Source organism: Neptunomonas sp. XY-337, from assembly GCF_004959845.1.
In the GTDB taxonomy this organism is placed as follows: Bacteria; Pseudomonadota; Gammaproteobacteria; order Pseudomonadales; family Balneatricaceae; genus Neptunomonas; species Neptunomonas marina.
Genome location: NZ_SPLL01000007.1, coordinates 22,402 through 41,490 on the forward strand (window position 1 = coordinate 22,402; position 19,089 = coordinate 41,490).

The following is a 19,089-nucleotide window of genomic DNA, read 5'->3' on the forward strand; positions in this document are numbered from 1 at the left end:
TCTGCCGGGTCAGCCCAGGGAGATGCGTACGTTTTGATGGAATAGCTTTTCTGTCACACTCAATGTGATATCGGCAAGACTAGCACAGTGTTTAAAAATTAAAATAGTGTCGCATGGCCGAGTCATCGGTTATCCCATGACTCGGCGCATGTAGATCAGAGAAACTTCTGCTTTGCGCGACCTAGCGGCAAAACATCTGACCACTGGCCAACCATCTCGCCGTCGATTTTGAACATCTTAAACTCGAGTTTAAAGAACGCTAGCTCCGCGCCATCTTGGCCATACTGGCGAGTAGAGGAGAGTTCTGTTTTTACAACATAGTCGAACCGTGTTGCGGAAGTGTCCACAAGGCGGGCAACACCTGAGTTAAGGATCGTCTCGGTGATACGGTCGTGAATATCCTGCATACGGATATTTTCGTTGTCGGTGTTGTTCTGTAAACGCGCTACGATCAAACGTGGACGTTTGTTGCCCCAGCTTTGCACAAGTCGGGAGCTGAGCATTTTATTGGTCACGTTTTCTGCAAACGCGGTGTAATCCGCCATAGTAAGCTCAGTATCAAGGTGCGCACGGGTATTTGAGTCCAGTACGGATACACCCGCTTGGCCGCCGGGCCCAGGCATTGTGTTACAACCAACCAGTGCTGTAGCGACCAGGCTTGCGCCGACAAAGTTAAGCAGTTTCATCTTTATAGCTCCTAGGCTGTTTTACTGAGATTTTTGAGATTGTTTGTGGGACTCGATAAAAAGATCGTCGGGGTAGCGGACCATCACCTGAATCTGATGTGCAGTGTCAGACTTCCCGACGCTTTGCACTGTTTTGACTTGGCGGGGGCCCAAGGTGAAACGATGCCAAACGTTGTTGTCGTTAATATCAAAGCCAGCTTCATCCTGCCATTTGATCAGGTATTCAAGGCTCAAGCGTTGATCGCTGCGGTTTTCCAGCTGGAACTGAGCGCGAGTAAAGTTACCCACCTTGCCAAACTTCACGTCGCGGTAGATCAGGTTGTCGAGCAAACTTTTATGCCCTAGCACCAACTGAGCGCGTGGGTGACTATCATTGACGAGCGCACGTTGCACTTGGTCTTCGGTTCGTACCGTATTACAGCCAGTGATCATGGAAGCCGTTAGGGCGCAGAGCGCGATACGGGAAAGCACTTTATTCATCGGAATGTCCTTATTTAATGGGGGCCCACATTTTGTTTTGGTTTGTAGCAACCTTCATCACCTTGCCGATATTGCGGGCGTAAACGAAGTTGTGACTATCTTTTCGCAGTTTCACCACCTGATTGACGAGCGTCCGGCCTCGGCGGTCGAAGCCCTTGATCCGAATACGAGATAGGTTTTTTGGCGCTTCGATGCGGGCGGCTAAGAAGCGCTCTGGCAGCGAGATCCATGAACGCATATCGGGATTGGCCATCTCCTGACGGGCATCACCGACCACTTTGCCAAGAAATCCTAGTTTGCTCAGTGCGCGATTCTCGAAGTAGCTACGCACCACATTGACGGTCATATTGAGTTGCTGAAACGGTAAGCTGTCATATTGATGGCGCAGTGCAATGCTGTTGATATCGGCGATACTATGCACCCGTGCAAGACGCTTGCCTGAAACCGTTTGGATTTCGAAGCGGTGTATTGGTGAGGTTTCAGCCTCATAGATCGGTAGTTTGATGGGCAGAGGAACGCCGCCGGCATTGTAGTCAAACTGTACCGTGCGTTTTTCGGGGGAGAAGCCATCTGCAACGATGATATGTACGAGTTTGCGGCCGCGGCGAGGCTTCTTCTTCATTGCAGCGGCAGCCGCTTTGATCACCTTGCTCTTTGGATTTAGCTCAAGTGCTTTCTGGTAGGCGATACGCGCATTATCGCGCAGAGAGCGATCATCGTAACTATCGAACTCCTGCACCATCCCGGTCATGTAAAAGCCGAAGGGGTTAACGTAAGCGCTGGGGACTTGGGCGGCTTCCTTGCGGCTTTTGCCGTAGTATTTGTTGATGGTGTCGGTGATACCAAAACCACTGAGGTCGTTACCTTGCTCTTTTTGCTCAGCTTCCTTTTTTGCCAGCTCTTTTTTAGCCAGTTCTACTTCGTCACGAAAGCGCTTCTTCTCGATGTTTTGCCAATCGATGGAGCGGCGGGCAACGTTATAAGCTTTACGCTCGCCTTGCAGCATATAAGCAATCGACTTGTAGTTGAGCATTAAAATCCGCTCAAAAGACTCACCTGGATAGTCAGTAATTTCGCCAGCACCGGTGATCATGGATACTAAATTGGAGGAGGAGCTTTGCAGCATGGAACCCAATTTGGAGCCTGCGAACTCTTGCCCCAAAATATGCTCGGCATCAGCAAATGCATTGATAGCGGTATCGGTTTGGTTAGCATCGAGTGCAACAAGCCCATGCTCGACTTGAGCAAGAAAGCTCTTGCCATCCTTCTCTAAAAAGATGGTTTTATGCTCTTGCAGCGCTTGGTCGGTTTGCCCCTGCTTGAGCAGGCTTTTAACGGGGTAAAACGCTTTGCTGTAACCGGCTGCAAACTGGCGTCCACCCTCGTTGGTAACTTTCTCTTGGCGCGCATGGTCAACGGGCTTAGCTTGTGCAGGCTGCTGGTTTGCGCTGGTTACATTATTGATCAACTCGGCGAATGGATTCGCGGCAAGTTGCGTGGCACTGATACTTAGCGCAGTAGCAAGCGCTAACTTCTTCATAAGGCTGGCAGACATCAGGCGTCGCTCCATCTATCGGTAGAAGTTAGGGCAGACAGAGGTCTGCCCCTCTGGCTTAAAAGGTTGGTTTATTCACCTTGGGTGCTTTGCGTTTATGGGGTGCCGGTTTAACCAGTGGGCGTAAGATATCTCCACGTTTGGCTTGGCTGCCATTCAGAAAACGGCCCACTGAGCGGTTCGCCTCTACGCTGGATATCTCGATGGTTCCCACTTCTGTCTCCATACTGCCAAAGCTAAGGCCCGTATCTGGGTCGATGAGCGGCTCACCCGGACGCATCAAACGGAACTGTTGACCCGTGCGATAGTCAGCATCAGAACCTCGGTTGATATAGATCTGGGTATCTGAAGCAACCCCGAGCACTTTGGCGGGATAAAGATAGGTGGTCACGCTGTTTACAAGCGCCGATGTGAATTGATCGATCAGTTGGTTGGTCATCGCTTGCGAGTCACTCGCGTTATCTAGGCGGATATCTTGGCTCACCTTTTGCGCTGCTTTAACCTCGCCGGAGTGGACATCTACAATACGCAGTGTCGCCAGGGCTCGGCCGTCATGGCGAACTTGAGTCCGGTTCACCGCCGCGATCTGTTTGCGCTCGGTATTGATGTAGAAGTCATCGATTGTGGCGTGAATGAGGTAGTCAGCGCCCGACAGCTCAGCAAGCTGCGGGGGCATATCTGTGCCTTTGGCGATAGCAGTAAAGGATTTTTCATCCAACACTTGATCAACTTGGTCGCGCTCCAACAGATTAAAGCGGTTGGTCTGCTGGAGTTTGACGTAGAAATCATTGCTAATACGAGAGACGCCGTTTGCGCGCAGTAGGCGGTTTCGACCTTGGCGGTTGATCTGCACATCGCCGATGGCCAACGTCATTTTGCCGCCTTTCGCTGTTGGCGTGTTCTCAGTTTGATTGGTGCCCGCTATTTGTATGTCGGCGCGCAGTAGGTCACCGACGCGCAGTTCCGCTTGACCTTGGAAGCGGCCAATAGATCGAGCTGCTTCAACGCGCGAAAGGGTCACTGAGCCGAGCGTTACGTTGGTTTTACCCAGCGAGATACCGGTATCGGGGTCTTTTATCTCCTCACCTTCACGCAGCGCGATTAACGTTTGCCCAGCTCTTAGCTGGCCATCGTTACCACGGTTGATATACACATCCCCGTTGGCAGAAATGGCGGCAACTTTGATGGGGTAGATCGCGGCCATCAACTCGCGTGTTACGCGGTTGGCGTAAGCATCCGCTAATAACGTCACGACGCGCGCTTGCGATGCGTTGGCTTCAAGGCTCTCATCGATGCTCACGCGTGCTGAGGTCAGCACGGCGCCACTGTGGGCGTCGACGATACGCATATTGCCCTCGACTTTGCCCACTTGGCGGCTAAATACGCGGGATGACCCCGGTAGCTGCGAGCGCTCGGTTGTGATCATAAAGCTAGAGACGCTGCCATAGACTAGGAAGTCGGCACCCGTGAGGGTACCCATATCGGAAGGCAGGTCTTGGTTATCGGCCAGTGCTTGCGCGAGCTGTTCGTTGAGCAGTTGGTCCACCTCTTGGCGATCAATCAGTGTGAAGCGTTGTGTTTGGCTGAGGCGGGTCATCAACGTATCGGTAAAGGCTGGGATATGCTCGTTCGCATCGATGCCAGTGCGCGCGGTAGAGTGAGCCTTTACTAACCCAATGGCGATGCGCGGCAGTCCCGGAGTGCCTGCAGAGACAGATTGTGGCGCTGTTTTGCCTGCTGTGGCCTGAGCGGAGTCAGCAGCCTGTGCTAGGCGAGCCGAGTCTCCGTTTGCAGGGGTTCCCGATACCACATCGAAAAGGCTGAAGTTATCTTGGACTTTCGTGAGCGATACCTCTGCAACGCTCTCTTCCAATTGACCCAGTACGATACCATCGTTGTTTTTGATCTCATCGCCAAAGCGGATGATTGTGTAGAGGTCGCCAGCTTTTGCACCATCAAAACGGCCACGGTTGAGGACCCAAGGCGAAGCGCTCACAATCTGCAGCGGGAAGACTGTGTCGATCACGGTTGCAGCGGTTAAACCGGCAACGCGATCAAACGCATCAAGCTGGTCACTGGTTTTAGCTTGTTTGCCACGTTCACTCCAGTCGTCGCGCAGAGTTTTTGCGCCCGCAATACGGCCAGTTTTCGCATCGATAATACGTACTGAAAAGCGCGCTTTTAATTGCTTTTTCAGTGTTTTCTGGCCGCTATCACTGTAGGGACGCGCCATGTTACCGCTCTTGGCAGACAGCTCTTCGGCCTTTAGGTAGATAAGGTAGTCAGCACCCACTAACTGGCCAAGGTCTTTAAAATCTTTCAGTTGGTCACTGTAGGCTGCAAAGGCGCCTGAGGCGGCTACCGTGCCTCCTGACACATTAGGCATGTCGGCCACCGCTTTATCTAATACGGCATCGAGTTGGCTAACAGAGTCAGTATTGAAGCGCTGTTCTAGTACACTGCGGCGCAGCACTGTGCGATCTAGAACATCGAAGCGCTGGCTGGCATTGAGCTTCTCTATAATACGGCTCGCTAACGCCTCGGGCACGCCGTTGGGCGTATTCGCGCCTGTGGCGTCGGGGATAAAATCGTTGTGTGCCAGCACCGCAACAACAACGCGATTCTGGCTAGCCTGAAGTGCTTTTGGCGCAGCATAGAGGCTTGTTGTAATGAGGCTGACGAGCAACCCCAACAGTGTTGCAAACGCACGCAGCCGCAGTGCTGCCTGAAAAATCCTATTCATCGTGTCTTCTTTCCTTAGGCAAGCTGTTTATTTTTGCGGTGTGCGCAGAATATCGCCAACGCCGATGGGCGCGTTGGTGGCATCAAGTTCTTTAACAACCTTTGCCACGGTGAATTTCGGGTTGATACGGCTTACTTTGACTTGGCCAACATACTCTTCTGAGGCACCTAGCGACTCGCCGGTATCCGGGTCGATCATCTCTTCGCCGGCGTAGAACACATCGAAAATATCCCCAACCTTGAGTCCGCCATCTTTACCACGGTTGATAAAGACGTTGCCACGGCGGTCACGCTTAACGACTTTCATCGGATAAACCGCGTTAACAAATTGGTCTGCGAGCTGGCCGGCCACGGTCTTCGCCATCTTGGTAAAACGCTTACTGCTAGGGACTGCGCCGCGTCCATTCACGACGCCCTGACCGATATTAAATTTGTCGGACAGGCTGAAGTTAGCAACAACCTGGCCCGTTGCCGTATCGATCATCTTGGCACTGATCTGGAGAAACCCTACATCGGTGCGCTTATATTTGGAGTCGAAGTTGGGCAGCTTTTTGTGCGCGCTGTAGAACTTAAAGTCTTGAATGGTAGGCAGAATGAGGTAGTTCGCGTTATTAAGCACGCCTGATGCGGCGGCATCTCCTTTTGCAAGATCTGAACTTGCGAACTCTTGTTCTTCTAAAACAGCGGCTAAGTCCGCTTTGTTGCGGCTCAGTACGCGAAATTTGCGTGTTGCTCGGAAGGATGCTTCTAGTTCATCCCAGATAATATCGAGTTTAAGGCGCTTCTTTGCATTGCCTTTAACGCCGTCTCCAACAGTTGGTTCTTTGATCGCCACGGCGGGCTGAACGCGCTCCTGTGCATGGAGTTGAGTAGCAAAAAGTAAGGTGAGTGCGGTGGCGATAAGCCAAATGGGGCGAAGCAACGTGACCATCTCTGCAAATATCCGTCTTAAAAGTTTGCGGGCAGGAGAAGATGGCATCGCAGTGCGAACGCGCTAAATGCATACTTCCCTGTTACGTTCTGCTGACCAAGCAGCGGCAGTTAATCATTAACTGCGAATGAACCTTATTTAGCGCTGCTAAGAATAACAGCAGGAAGTGCATCTTTGTAGAGACGTTTGCTATTAGTAACTATTTTTTTCAAACGATCAGTTGACGGGCAGCAACAGAAAACTGAAAGGCCACCACGTCGTCTATACCGGGGCGAAAATACCGCACTCACGAAGCTGCTCATCGCGGCTGCCATGCTCAACCCAGTGATCAGGAATGCCACGTAGAGTGAGCTTCCCACCCCAGGCCTGTTGGGCTAACCATTCGGCAACGGCAGAACCCGCACCGCCCTGAATCGCATGATCTTCGAAGGTCACAATGTGCTGATGCTGCGCCAGCAGGTGCGTTAGTAGCTCAGTATCTAATGGCTTAACAAAGCGCATATCGACAAGCGTATGGTCGCCGCTCTCTGCCATTTGCTGTACTTGCTGGAGTAGGGGGCCGAAATTGAGTAGTGCTGTACCGCTAGTTCCTGCGCGCAGTAAGCGGGCTTTGCCCACAGGAAGGGTTTCATTGTTGGTTATCACCGTCTCGCATGAGCCTGTTCCGCGCGGGTAGCGCACAGCTGCAGGGCCTTGATGCTGATAACCGGTATTGAGCATCAGCCACTGCTCTTGCTCATCTGCGGGCGTCATGATGATCATCTCAGGAATACAACGCAGCATGGCGATATCGAAGACACCTGCATGAGTGGCGCCGTCTTCACCGACCAGTCCTGCCCGGTCGATTGCCAGCAAAACATCGAGTTTTTGGATGGCGATGTCATGCACGAGCTGGTCGTAAGCGCGTTGCAAAAAGGTTGAATAGATCGCCACGACTGGCTTGGTACCCGCACAAGCAAGACCGGCGGCAAAAGTGAGGGCGTGTTGCTCGGCAATAGCGACGTCAAAGTAGCGTTCGGGATATTGCTCAGAAAAGGCGATTAAATCGGAGCCTTCGCGCATCGCTGGGGTGATACCAACCAGGTGCGCGTCTTTTTCCGCTGTGGCGAGTAGCCAGCGGCCAAAGTGGTTGGCAAAGGTCGGCTTTTTGGGGCTTTTCGGTTGGCTTGGCGGGTCTAGCTTAGTGATGGCATGGTAGCCAACCGGGTCTGCTTCGGCGGGTTCAAACCCCTTACCTTTTTGGGTCACAACGTGCAGAAATTGCGGCCCCTCTTTTTTTAAGGCGGTTTCTAGTGCTGGCAGTAGTTGCGCGAAATCATGGCCATCCACGGGGCCTTGGTATTCAAAAGCAAGCGCTTCAAAAAGCGCCGCCGATGTTTCGCTGCGGCTGCCCTTTAACTTCAAGTTTTTGGCAAGATAAGTTGCCAACCCACCCTCGTTTTTGGAGATCGACATATCGTTGTCATTGAGGATAACCAGTAAGTTTGCGCGGGTATGAGCGGCGTGGTTGAGCGCCTCAAAGGCCATCCCGGCAGTCATCGCCCCATCGCCAATGACTGCCACAGATCGTGTATTTTTACCTAAGAGTTGATCAGCAACCGCCATGCCCAACGCTGCGCTGATCGACGTGCTCGAGTGCCCTGTGCCAAAGTCGTCAAATGTGCTTTCATCGCGCTTTGGAAAAGGCGCTAAGCCGTCGCGTTGGCGCATGGAGAGCATCTGCTCGCGGCGGCCCGTTAAGATCTTATGTGGATAACATTGATGGCCGACATCCCAGATTAAGTGGTCTTCTGGTGTTTTGAGCAAGTAATGCAAAGCGATGGTTAGCTCGATAACGCCTAAGCCTGCACCGAAATGTCCACCTGTTTGCCCAACGCTATACAGCAGATACGCACGCAGCTCGGTAGCCAGTTGTGCTAATTGCTGTGCTGTGAGCGGCTGCAACGCACAAGGTGTGTCAATGGTATCTAACAGCGGTGTCGCTGGGCGGTGCGTTGGAATGGCGGTGAACATCAATGATCTCGATTTACGATGTAGTCAGCCAGCAAAGCAAGGTCTGATCCTTTAGGACCAAAGCTTTGGGCGATGCTGTGTGCTTCTTGGTGTAGCTCAGCAAGTTTCTCTTTGGCGCCAGTGAGTCCGAGTAGCGCGGGATACGTTGGCTTATTTTGCTCAAGGTCGGAGCCTTGAGGTTTACCGAGGGTTTCGGTATCGCCTTCGATATCGAGGATGTCATCTTTTACCTGAAACGCCAAGCCTATGGCATCGCCGAAACGTCGTAGAGCTGCAAGCGAGTCTGGGCTTGCAGCGGGGGCTGAGTAGTAGCCCATTTCGATGGCTGCATTGATCAACGCGCCAGTTTTGCGGTTGTGCATCGCTTCTAGTTGCTCAAGGGTGAGGCTTTGGCCCACATGGCGCAGGTCGAACGCTTGACCGGCCACCATACCGCGATCGCCGGCGGCTTGAGCAAGGGTGCGAATCAGGTCAAGACGTGTTTGAGGTGCTAAAGCGCTTTGGCTCAATAGCTCAAACGCGTAGCTCTGTAAGCCATCTCCAGCAAGGATGGCGGTGGCTTCATCGAAGGCGATATGACATGTGGGTTTGCCGCGGCGCAAATCGTCGTCATCCATCGCGGGTAGATCATCGTGAACCAGAGAGTAGCTGTGGATACACTCAATCGCGCAGGCGGCATCATCCGCATCCTCCAAACAGCCATCTAGCAGCTGATTTACGAGGTAAACCAATACGGGGCGAACGCGCTTACCACCATTGAAGAGACCGTACCGCATCGCCTCTTGCAGGGTCGGTTCAATACTGCTGTGGCTGAGCTTTGCCTGCAGCTGCTGGTCCACGCGTTGTTGATAAGTTCGGATGAGTTGCTGGATAGACACCGATTTAATCCTGTGTTTCGTGAAACGTTTCGCTGGTAAGTTGGCCGTTTTGCTCGGTCAGAATTTGTACTTTTTGCTCGGCTTGATCCAAAATTGTTTGGCACTCACGCGTGAGCTTTATACCCTCTTCAAAGGCACTTAACGACTCTTCTAGCGATAAGTCACCTTGTTCCATACGAGTGACGAGCGCTTCAAGATCAGCAAGCGATTGCTCGAGTTCGGGGGATTTTTTTTTACGTGGCATAGTGTTTTCCTGAAAGCTGATCTGTAAATTAACGAATCAGCTTTATAGGGTCAATTGATCGGAGTCGCGGCCGATAACCTCTAAAGTTATCGGCGTGAACCTACTGATTATTTTGGTATTATCTTTGAAAAACGCGTTCAGCAACAGGCATTCATTGGTTGTGAGAAAGGAGATTTAAGTGGATATAGCCACACTCGTTGGGCTGCTCGGTGGATTTGGTATTGTCATCGCAGCGATGGTTACCGGTGGTGATATCGGTGTCTTCATTAACCCTCCCTCGTTATTGATCGTTGTCGGCGGTACCATTTTGGTCGTGCTGATGAAGTTCACGTTGGCGCAGTTTTTAGGGGCCGGAAAGATCGCGGGTAAAGCGTTTATGTTCAAGTCGGTAAGCCCCGAAGACATTATCAGTGAAACCGTTGAGTTAGCAGATGCTGCACGTAAAGGTGGGTTGCTCTCTCTTGAGGATAAAACAGTAAGCACCGATTTTATGCAGCGGGGCATTCAATTGCTGGTGGATGGCCACGATCCAGATATTGTCAGAATGCTGCTGAACAAAGAGATGAAACTCACCACCGACCGACATGAGTTTGGCGCCAAAATATTTGCTGCGATGGGCGATGTTGCTCCTGCGATGGGGATGATCGGGACGTTGGTTGGTCTGGTACAGATGCTTTCCAACATGAGTGACCCGAAGTCGATCGGCCCTGCGATGGCGGTCGCCCTGCTGACAACGCTGTACGGTGCGATGATCGCTACCATGATTGTATTGCCGATGGCCGATAAGCTGGCCGCACGTAAAGATGAGGAGTCACTCAATCAGGCGCTAACCATCGATGGCCTGTTGGCGATTCAAGCTGGCCAGAACCCACGTGTTATCGAGCAGATGCTGCGTAACTACCTCCCAGAGAAAAAACGCGTCATGTCAGAAGGCTAGGCAAGGATAACGAGTAATGAGTGACGATATAGAAGACGAAGGCTGTCCTCCCTGTCCCGCCGGCCTCCCCGGCTGGCTTGCGACATTCGCAGATTTGATGTCACTGCTCATGTGCTTCTTCGTACTGCTGCTCTCTTTCTCTGAGATGGATGTACTGAAGTTCAAGCAGTTGGCAGGTTCAATGCGTGAAGCGTTTGGTGTTCAAAACCAGATTAAGGTGGAAGATGTCCCCAAAGGCACATCGATCATTGCGCAGGAGTTTAGCCCCGGTCGTCCCGAGCCTACTCCGCTAAATGAAGTCCGCCAAATGACCGTTAACAACGATATGAATACGTTGGATATACGCTCGTTGGAAGGGGAAGCGGAAAACCAAGATAAACGGGAAGGTGAAGCTGAGGCACTGCAAAAGCTGCAGCAGGAGGCTGAGCAAGAAGCTAAAGAGCAAGCGGTGAAGTTTGCAACAGCGTTAGCGACCGAAATCGGTGATGGCAGTGTGGAAGTTGAAACGAGTGAGCGAAAAGTCATTATCCGAGTGAAAGAGAAAGGTTCATTCGCATCTGGCTCAGCGGAGCTGAAGTTTGCCTATATCCCCGTTATGGCCAAGATTCGCGACGTATTGCTGGGTTTAGATAGCAACGTATCTATCGAAGGTCATACGGACAATGTGCCGTACTCAGGGCGTGCGTTTAATTCTAACTGGGATCTGTCGATGGCTCGAGCGCTCGCCGTAGCTGAAGAGCTATTTGACGACCCTCGTATCGACCAAGCGCGCTATCAGATCATTGGGCATGCTGACACGAAGCCGCTAGTACCAAATAATACGTCAGCGAACCGTGCCACTAACCGCCGTGTAGAGATCGTGATCCAGCGAGGCAAAGATAAAGAGCTATTGGAGAAGATCCAAGCACGAGGCCTAAACGATTCTGAAGGTGAGCGGCTGGCGCCGAATGAGATCTTTTAATAGGGATTGAAACCAACAAAAAAGCCGTCTTACGACGGCTTTTTTATTCACATGAGAGCCTTATTTTGACTGTTCAATCATGTATGTGATCGATGCTTTAAGTTCAGCGTCTGAGCAGTCCATGCATGTGCCTTTTGGAGGCATAGCGCCGATACCGGAGATCGCTGTTGCAAGTAGAGCGTCTTCACCTTTAGCGATACGCGGTGCCCACGCTGCCTTATCACCTAGTTTAGGTGCGCCTGCAACGCCAGATGCGTGACAAACAAAGCACTTAGACTGATACACTTCAGCGCCAGTACGTTCTGCATTCGCTGCTGCTGGAAGAAGCATTGCTGCGGCAGCTGCCGCTAAAATAATTTTTTTCATGGTTCTTGTTCCTTAATATATGCTCACAGTGTCAACTGGTAACAGTTTAGGTCGTGCGTTGGGATGATGTAAATACAAACGACCTTAGCAGGCTATCATTTGCAGTCTGAATGAAGGCACACATGAATGGGTTGATAGAAATCAACAAGCATTAAAAAAGCCTGCAAGGGCAGGCTTTTTTCGGTGAAAGGAGGGGCTTACATGCTAGTAGCGTAATCCCATTGCATAGTTAGCTTGGTTTTGTTGGCTAACCATATTGCGTTGTTCGATAGCCTGTTCTGCTAAATACTCGCTAACAACTTGCTCTAGCATCGTTGTTGGTGCAGTTATCATTTGCTTGGCATCATCGATCGAGTAGCCGCGCTTCAGCAACTGCTTCAGCTGTGCGCTTAATTGATGGTGATCCATCTTTATATCCTCTGTTAATTTACTCTCACATATTGCCCAATGAATATGACAGTTTTATGGCATCTCGGCGTTGCAAACTCAGTTTCGAGCTGGCGCGATTTGCTTGCTTCTGTCGACCCTGTGGGATGTTGCGGGTAACTATAAGAGGTTGTTTAGGCGGGAAAAGTTCCATGGAAAGTTAAATTCGATAAAAAACTGGCTCGGCCTGAAAGGAGCCATCAGACCAAGCCATGCGGGGACCGAAATTAACTGACAATTGAAACAATAGTCATGATTGCTACGCCAGCCCATAACAAGATGTGTAGGCGCTGATTGATTAACGAGAAGATTGCGAATTTGCGATTCTGGTAACCGATGTTCAGGGCTCGCTTGGATAGTACGCTGCCTGGCCAGCCACCCAGTGTTTCAATCGCAGCCAGTGCAACAGAATGCTTATTAATACGACGCTTTTGGTGGTGTTGGTTCAGAGTTACCACATATCCTGCGAGTAAAGACATGGTGATATACAGCAGCAAGGGGATAACGCTGAACGTACAAGCGATGAGTGCACCGATAAAGGGGATAATCACATATGCGTATTCGCTACTTTTGATACGGTTGATTCGCACGTTCCCTACCGCCGTGGCGGTGGGTTTAACTCGAACAGCGCGAAAGTGCCCATCAACACCGGGTTTGAGTGAGAAGACGAGTTTCTCTCCAATCCATGGCGTGCCGTAGTGCTCCAAATCTTTCAAATCAAAACGCACCTCGCCTGCCGCATCGGGTGTTGAAATAACACCATAGCCTTGCTCTTCATTAAGGTTTTTCAAACGACCTTTGAAAATAGACATATTGGACTCCTGAGGGCTTGATTCGCATTGGGGCGCCATATTATTGGCCTCTAGCCAAATAAATCCTTAACAGATGAATAAAAAGCCAGATTTAAATTCAAACGATTGTACGAATTTTGTTGAACTACTCGGGATTCGTTTGGTGATCTAGGCTGCGCTTTGTTTCAAACGCTATGGCTTGGTGGCTGGGAAGTGGTCGGCTAAAACTATCCCCAACTTCTGTGGATAAGTGTGTGAAAACTAATGTAGAAAAAGGCTCGTCTTCGATGTACTGGGCAGCATTGATAAACGCCTATTTATTGAGCTGAAATCTGGTAAATTTTTGATAACTGGTTTTGTTGAGCGTTTCGCTGCGCGGCGAGGATATTCCAAAGCTGGTTTGCTAGTTGCGGATGCTCAGAAAACCAGTGATGTGAGAAAGGTAGGAATATATCCTCTTCTAAAAATACCTTCTGAGCGGGCACAATCTTATCCATGCCTTCGCGTTTTATCAGCTGTTTTGCGGTTTCTTCTTCAAGTACATATCCATCTAGTCGCTTATGTTGCAGCATTCGAAAGCCATGTTCTGGCAAATGACTAAGTTCCGGCAGTGCTCCCATCTCTTTGAGACGCTTATGGATTTTATAGCCCGGTGGAGCGTCTACACCCAGACTGTTATGGCTTAGCCGTTCACCGTTCCATGTTAGCGGGGATGTTTGATGATGATATAAGCGATAATGAGCAGTCCACAGACGACGAGAGTGGTCGATTTGGCCGCCCTGTCTGGGATAAACCCCCCAGGCTTCTCGGCTAGGGTCATGCACGGCTGAAAGCAGCGCATCGACCGAGCCCGTTTTCATGAACAGGATGCAGCGCTTCCACGGTGCCGAGACGTATTCGATTTCGATATCCAACTGTTGAGCCGACGCGTTGAGTAAGTCTGCAAGAAGGCCTTGTTTATGCTGAGAATCTGAGTCTGTGGATAATGTTGCGCTGAGGTAGGGCGGGTAGTTCTGGTTTTCATGGCAGACTCGCAGGAGTGCGCCTGCATTTGAACCAACGCTGATGAGCATTAAGGGAACTAGAATAGCCAAGCTGTTGTGATTCATAGGCGCCTCTTTGTTATGTCGTCCACCTACCCAGATTATAGACCAGTGACTCAGTACTTTTTGGCTTGAGATAAGCAAGTAATGCCTTGGCAAAAAATCAGGGAACAGGGCTTTCTTTGTAAGAGTGTAGCAACCGATGATAGGCGCGGGAGGGGAGGCTAACCGTGACTCAATCTGGAGACGTAGCTATGTTATCTAAACGACGGGCACAAAAAAAGCGGCCACTTATCGTGCCGCTTTCTGTTCGCTTTTCAGCGCTTCTTTATCAACTTGATAAAGGCATGGTACCAGAGGCCGGACTCGAACCGGCACGCTTTTAAGGGCGGGGGATTTTGAATCCCCTGTGTCTACCAATTTCACCACTCTGGCTCAAAACGTGGGGCGTATTATAGAGCGCTTTTCTCCCGCGTCAACGGTTTTGTAATAACACTGATAAAAAATACATTTTGTTGTACAATCGTTCGCCTTTTTTAACGCATGTTGAAGGGTAATATGCAGGTAAAAGATTTCCATTTTGAGCTGCCTGAAGAGCTGATTGCGAGTTATCCGTTAGATAAGCGCTCAGCCAGCCGTTTGCTTTGCCTCGACGGCAATAGTGGTGCAGTAGAACACCGCCAGTTTAGCGATATTCTGGAATATTTGGATCCGGGGGATGTTGTGGTGTTTAACAACACGCGTGTTATTCCCGCGCGCTTGTTTGGTACCAAAGCGTCTGGTGGCAAGGTTGAAGTGCTGGTGGAGCGGGTGCTCGACTCTCATCGTGTCTTGGCTCATGTGCGCTCTAGCCGTTCTCCCAAAGAGGGAGCGGTGTTGCTGCTTGAGGGGGAAATTCAAGCCACCATGCTTGGCCGCCATGAAAACTTGTTTGAATTGGGGTTTGCGGGCGAAGCATCAGTGTTCTCGCTGCTAGAGGCGCATGGGCATATGCCATTGCCACCCTACATGAAGCGTGAGGATCAGTTATCAGATCGCGAGCGCTACCAAACTGTCTATGGTACGCAACCGGGCGCTGTCGCGGCTCCGACCGCTGGCCTGCACTTTGATGAAGAGTTGTTGGCTGCACTCGATGAGAAGGGCGTTCACAAGGCGTTTGTGACCTTACATGTAGGGGCGGGTACGTTCCAGCCGGTTAAAGTGGATAAAATCGAAGATCACGTGATGCACTCGGAATATATCGAGGTGGATCAGTCGGTCTGCGACGCTGTGAAAGCCGCGCGTGCGCGCGGAAATAAGGTTGTTGCCGTGGGAACGACGAGCGTGCGCTCACTAGAGAGCGCGAGTAAGTCAGGTGAGATCGCGCCTTATCAAGGTGATAGCGATATCTTCATCTTCCCCGGGTATGAGTTCAAAAGCGTTGATTTGCTCATCACCAACTTTCATCTGCCTGAGTCAACATTGATGATGCTTGTGAGTGCGTTTGCAGGTTATGAGCATACGATGGCGGCATACCGTGATGCGGTAGCCGAAAAGTACCGTTTCTTTAGTTATGGCGATGCTATGTGTATTCGCCGCAAGACCGATCAAGGAGAGGCTGCGTGAGCCGAACGTGTTTTATGAAGTTTGAGAAGCTCGCTGAGCAGGGCAAAGCGCGCCGCGGCCGCTTAACGTTCCCGCGTGGCGAGGTGGAGACACCTGCATTTATGCCGGTAGGTACCTATGGCACCGTCAAAGGGATGCTGCCTAAAGATATCAAAGAGACTGGTGCGCAGATTATTTTGGGGAACACGTTCCACCTCATGCTGCGCCCTGGCACTGAAATCGTTAAGTTGCATGGCGATCTGCACGACTTCATGCAATGGCAGGGGCCTATTCTGACGGATTCTGGCGGCTTTCAGGTCTTCAGCCTTGGTAAAATGCGTAAGATCACCGAAAAGGGCGTGACCTTTCAGTCACCTGTGAATGGCTCGCAAGTTTTTCTTGATCCAGAAAAGTCGATGCAGGTTCAGCGTGACTTAGGTTCAGATATTGTGATGATTTTTGATGAGTGCACGCCGTATCCTGCGACAGAACAGGAAGCTGCCGATTCAATGCGTCTCTCGTTGCGCTGGGCTGAACGCTCTAAAAAGGCGCACGGTGACTCGCCGTCTGCCCTATTTGGTATTGTGCAAGGCGGAATGTATGAGCACTTGCGTGATGAGTCTCTAGAGGGGTTAGTGGACATTGGCTTTGATGGTTATGCCATTGGTGGGCTGTCGGTCGGTGAGCCAAAAGATGAGATGATGAAAGTACTCGATCATGTCGCCTATAAGCTGCCTGAAGATAAGCCACGCTACCTAATGGGGGTTGGTAAGCCAGAAGATCTGGTCGAGGGTGTGCGCCGAGGTGTTGATATGTTCGACTGCGTGATGCCAACGCGTAATGCACGAAACGCGCATCTGTTTGTTGATACAGGGGTTGTAAAACTACGAAATGCCTCCAATAAAACAGATACTCGTCCTGTTGATGAAACGTGTGACTGCTATACATGTCAGAACTTCAGCCGTGCTTATCTGCATCACTTAGACAAGTGCCATGAAATTCTGGGTTCGCAACTCAATACGATCCACAATTTGCACTTCTACCAGAAGGTGATGGCAGGTTTGCGCGAGGCACTTGATCAAGGTAAATTGGACGACTTTGTAGCCGAATTTTATGCTAAACGCGGTATGGAAGTACCGCCGTTGAGCGATAACTGATTACTTTAATTTCAAAAGGTTAGGAATAGAAATGAGCTTTTTTATCTCTCCTGCATACGCTGAAGGCGCTGCGGCAGCTGGCCAAATGGATCCAGGTTTATTCAATGTGATTTTCCTGGTGGGTTTTGGTCTGATCTTCTACTTCTTCATGTGGCGTCCGCAATCTAAGCGTGCTAAAGAGCACCGTGAGTTGCTAGGAAACCTGTCAAAAGGTGATGAGGTGCTAACAGCCGGTGGTGTGCTGGGTAAAGTTGTTAAGCTAAATGACGACTACGTGGTACTTGAAGTGAGCGAAGGCGTTGAACTGACCTTCCAAAAAGCTCACGTAGCAGCAGCCCTACCGAAAGGCACGCTGAAAAGTATCTAAGCGCTTTGTTAAAAAACGCCACTTAATAAGTGGCGTTTTCATTTCGTTAAAGGAACGGGCACGATGCTCAACCGTTATCCTCTCTGGAAAAATTTGCTAATCGTTTTTGTTTTGTTGCTTGGCGCGCTCTACGCGGCACCTAACCTCTATCCTGAGGATTACGCCATTCAGCTCTCAGGAACCCGAGATATACATCAGGTTGATCAGGCGTTAATGGATAAAGTAACGGCTGCAATCGAGAACGGCGGGTTAGAGATTAAAGAGTCGGAGTTACTCGATAAGAGTGGCTTGATTCGTTTTACCGACAGCGAAACACAGCTGAAAGCTAAGCAGATTGTTAGCCAAGCCGTTGGCGAGAATTATGTGGTTGCACTGAATCTCGCGCCAACGACGCCTGACTGGCTTACAGACATCGGCGCAGGCCCGATGAAGCTCGGTCTTGATCTGCGTGGTGGTGTTCACTTCTTGCTTGAGGTGGATATGGCGCAAGCTGTGGGACAGCGTTTGGATGTTTATGTCTCTGAGATCAAAACCAAGCTGCGTCAAGACAAGCTGCGTTACCGTGCTGTGGAGCACTTAGACGATGGTAGCTTGTCGGTGAAATTCTCCAGCCCAGAAACACGTGACCAAGCGCTATCTTTGCTGCGTAAGGACTACCCAGAGTTTCTGATCTCGGCTGAAGATGCTGATGGTGCAAACTTCCTCACTATTATGCTCACTGAAGCAACTGTTCGCTCGATCGAAGATTATGCTATCAAGCAGAACTTAACGACGCTGCGTAATCGTGTGAACGAGCTGGGTGTAGCTGAACCGCTGGTCCAGCGCCAAGGGCGTAACCGTATTGTGGTGCAGCTGCCGGGTGTTCAAGATGCAGCCGCAGCGAAGCGTATTATCGGTAAAACGGCGAACCTTGAATTCCGTTTAGAAGCGAAAACAGACGTGAACAGTGCACTCACAGAAACCTATGATTTCCGCAGTGAGCCTGGTCGTAAAGCACGTCTTGAGAAAGATATCATCATCACAGGTTCCAGCGTTTCAAATGCACAAGCGTCGTTCGATGAGAATGGTCAGCCGCAGGTGAATATCAGCCTTGATAGCAAAGGCGGACAGCTGATGAACCGTACCACGCGTAATGCGGTGAAACGCCGCATGGCTGTGCTGTTTGTCGAGCACAAATCGCGCATGGTAACCGAAACGGTTGATGGCGAGAAAGTTGAAAAACGCGTGCCATACGTTGAGAAAAAGATCATCTCATTGGCAACGATTCAGTCAGTGCTGGGTTCCCAATTCCGTATCACGGGCTTGGATGGTGCGGGTGAGTCATCTGAGTTAGCACTGCTACTGCGTGCGGGTGCCCTAGCTGCGCCAATCTACTTTGTCGAAGAGCGTACGGTGGGTCCAAGCTTGGGTGCGGAAAACATCGAACTTGGGGTGACCTCGGTTCAGATCGGCTTTGCCTTAGTATTGATCTTTATGGCCATCACCTACCGGGTCTTTGGTTTGCTGGCGAACGTTGCATTGTGTATCAACCTCGTTTTGCTGGTGGCGGTGATGTCTATGCTGTCGGCAACACTTACGTTGCCCGGTATTGCTGGTATCGTTTTAACAGTAGGTATGGCGGTTGATGCCAATGTGTTGATATTTGCGCGGATTAAAGAGGAGCTGAAAAATGGTTTGCCTCCACAGTCTGCGATCAATGCGGGCTTTGATCGCGCATTTACAACCATCTTTGATGCCAACATCACTACATTGCTAGCGGCAGTTATCCTATTCGCGATGGGCACTGGCCCTGTGAAAGGGTTTGCGGTAACGCTATCGGTGGGTATTGTAACGTCTGTCTTTACCGCAATTTGGGTGACGCGTGCACTGGTCAACTTGACCTATGGCGGCCGTCAGCTCAAGAAACTGTCCATTTGAGGTGCATAAAC

General features: G+C 50.7%; 18 protein-coding genes and 1 tRNA gene. 6 read left to right on the forward strand and 13 right to left on the reverse strand.

Annotated features, from left to right (window positions below):
- Positions 1 to 155 precede the first annotated feature (155 nt).
- The 8 genes from E4L36_RS14920 to E4L36_RS14955 form a co-directional block, all read right to left on the reverse strand.
- Complete coding sequence (locus tag E4L36_RS14920; RefSeq protein WP_136681275.1) at positions 156 to 686, reverse strand: hypothetical protein; 531 nt, start codon at positions 684 to 686, stop codon at positions 156 to 158.
- Positions 687 to 707: 21 nt separating this feature from the next.
- The gene (locus tag E4L36_RS14925) at positions 708 to 1,166 is read right to left on the reverse strand and encodes a DUF1425 domain-containing protein (RefSeq protein WP_127694724.1); all 459 of its coding nucleotides are present in this window, start codon (positions 1,164 to 1,166) and stop codon (positions 708 to 710) included.
- Positions 1,167 to 1,176: 10 nt separating this feature from the next.
- Positions 1,177 to 2,721, reverse strand: a complete 1,545-nt coding sequence (locus E4L36_RS14930) for a hypothetical protein (RefSeq protein WP_136681276.1) — start codon at positions 2,719 to 2,721, stop codon at positions 1,177 to 1,179.
- A gap of 58 nt (positions 2,722 to 2,779) precedes the next feature.
- The gene (locus tag E4L36_RS14935; protein ID WP_136681277.1) at positions 2,780 to 5,464 is read right to left on the reverse strand and encodes a CsgG/HfaB family protein; all 2,685 of its coding nucleotides are present in this window, start codon (positions 5,462 to 5,464) and stop codon (positions 2,780 to 2,782) included.
- Between the two features lie 27 nt (positions 5,465 to 5,491).
- Entirely contained in the window at positions 5,492 to 6,394 is a 903-nt protein-coding gene (locus E4L36_RS14940; RefSeq protein ID WP_169051557.1) for a FlgT C-terminal domain-containing protein, read from the reverse strand.
- Between the two features lie 261 nt (positions 6,395 to 6,655).
- Positions 6,656 to 8,407 (reverse strand): 1-deoxy-D-xylulose-5-phosphate synthase, encoded by a 1,752-nt coding sequence (dxs, locus tag E4L36_RS14945; RefSeq protein ID WP_136681279.1) that lies wholly within the window; start codon positions 8,405 to 8,407, stop codon positions 6,656 to 6,658.
- Complete coding sequence (locus E4L36_RS14950) at positions 8,407 to 9,285, reverse strand: polyprenyl synthetase family protein (protein WP_136681280.1); 879 nt, start codon at positions 9,283 to 9,285, stop codon at positions 8,407 to 8,409. Before E4L36_RS14950 ends, dxs begins: the two co-directional genes overlap by 1 nt.
- Positions 9,286 to 9,289: 4 nt before the next feature.
- Positions 9,290 to 9,529 carry an exodeoxyribonuclease VII small subunit gene (locus E4L36_RS14955; protein WP_127694730.1) on the reverse strand — a complete coding sequence of 80 codons (240 nt, stop codon included), beginning with the start codon at positions 9,527 to 9,529 and terminating at the stop codon, positions 9,290 to 9,292.
- A gap of 178 nt (positions 9,530 to 9,707) precedes the next feature.
- On the opposite strand from E4L36_RS14955, the gene pomA reads away from it, so the two are divergent.
- Together pomA and E4L36_RS14965 are read left to right on the forward strand one after the other, a co-directional pair.
- Positions 9,708 to 10,466, forward strand: a complete 759-nt coding sequence (pomA, locus tag E4L36_RS14960; protein ID WP_127694731.1) for a flagellar motor protein PomA — start codon at positions 9,708 to 9,710, stop codon at positions 10,464 to 10,466.
- Positions 10,467 to 10,482: 16 nt separating this feature from the next.
- Positions 10,483 to 11,427: a flagellar motor protein MotB gene (locus E4L36_RS14965; RefSeq protein WP_127694732.1), complete on the forward strand. Its 945-nt coding sequence runs from the start codon at positions 10,483 to 10,485 to the stop codon at positions 11,425 to 11,427.
- Positions 11,428 to 11,487: 60 nt separating this feature from the next.
- Here E4L36_RS14965 and E4L36_RS14970 read toward each other — a convergent pair whose 3' ends face one another.
- From E4L36_RS14970 to E4L36_RS14990, 5 genes are all read right to left on the reverse strand, one after another.
- The gene (locus tag E4L36_RS14970; protein WP_136681281.1) at positions 11,488 to 11,793 is read right to left on the reverse strand and encodes a c-type cytochrome; all 306 of its coding nucleotides are present in this window, start codon (positions 11,791 to 11,793) and stop codon (positions 11,488 to 11,490) included.
- A gap of 204 nt (positions 11,794 to 11,997) precedes the next feature.
- Positions 11,998 to 12,201 carry a hypothetical protein gene (locus tag E4L36_RS14975; RefSeq protein WP_136681282.1) on the reverse strand — a complete coding sequence of 68 codons (204 nt, stop codon included), beginning with the start codon at positions 12,199 to 12,201 and terminating at the stop codon, positions 11,998 to 12,000.
- Positions 12,202 to 12,446: 245 nt separating this feature from the next.
- Positions 12,447 to 13,031 (reverse strand): hypothetical protein, encoded by a 585-nt coding sequence (locus E4L36_RS14980; RefSeq protein ID WP_136681283.1) that lies wholly within the window; start codon positions 13,029 to 13,031, stop codon positions 12,447 to 12,449.
- A gap of 296 nt (positions 13,032 to 13,327) precedes the next feature.
- Positions 13,328 to 14,119, reverse strand: a complete 792-nt coding sequence (locus E4L36_RS14985) for a transporter substrate-binding domain-containing protein (RefSeq protein WP_136681284.1) — start codon at positions 14,117 to 14,119, stop codon at positions 13,328 to 13,330.
- Positions 14,120 to 14,401: 282 nt separating this feature from the next.
- Positions 14,402 to 14,488, reverse strand: a tRNA-Leu gene (locus E4L36_RS14990).
- Positions 14,489 to 14,611: 123 nt separating this feature from the next.
- Here E4L36_RS14990 and queA point away from each other — a divergent pair.
- From queA to secD, 4 genes are all read left to right on the forward strand, one after another.
- Positions 14,612 to 15,658 carry a tRNA preQ1(34) S-adenosylmethionine ribosyltransferase-isomerase QueA gene (queA, locus tag E4L36_RS14995; protein WP_136681285.1) on the forward strand — a complete coding sequence of 349 codons (1,047 nt, stop codon included), beginning with the start codon at positions 14,612 to 14,614 and terminating at the stop codon, positions 15,656 to 15,658.
- Positions 15,655 to 16,794 carry a tRNA guanosine(34) transglycosylase Tgt gene (gene tgt / locus E4L36_RS15000; RefSeq protein WP_206064597.1) on the forward strand — a complete coding sequence of 380 codons (1,140 nt, stop codon included), beginning with the start codon at positions 15,655 to 15,657 and terminating at the stop codon, positions 16,792 to 16,794. Before queA ends, tgt begins: the two co-directional genes overlap by 4 nt.
- Positions 16,795 to 16,825: 31 nt before the next feature.
- Positions 16,826 to 17,161 carry a preprotein translocase subunit YajC gene (gene yajC, locus E4L36_RS15005; RefSeq protein WP_127694745.1) on the forward strand — a complete coding sequence of 112 codons (336 nt, stop codon included), beginning with the start codon at positions 16,826 to 16,828 and terminating at the stop codon, positions 17,159 to 17,161.
- Positions 17,162 to 17,224: 63 nt separating this feature from the next.
- Positions 17,225 to 19,078, forward strand: coding sequence for a protein translocase subunit SecD (gene secD, locus E4L36_RS15010; protein ID WP_136681286.1), 1,854 nt, complete (start codon positions 17,225 to 17,227; stop codon positions 19,076 to 19,078).
- The last annotated feature ends 11 nt before the right edge of the window (positions 19,079 to 19,089 follow it).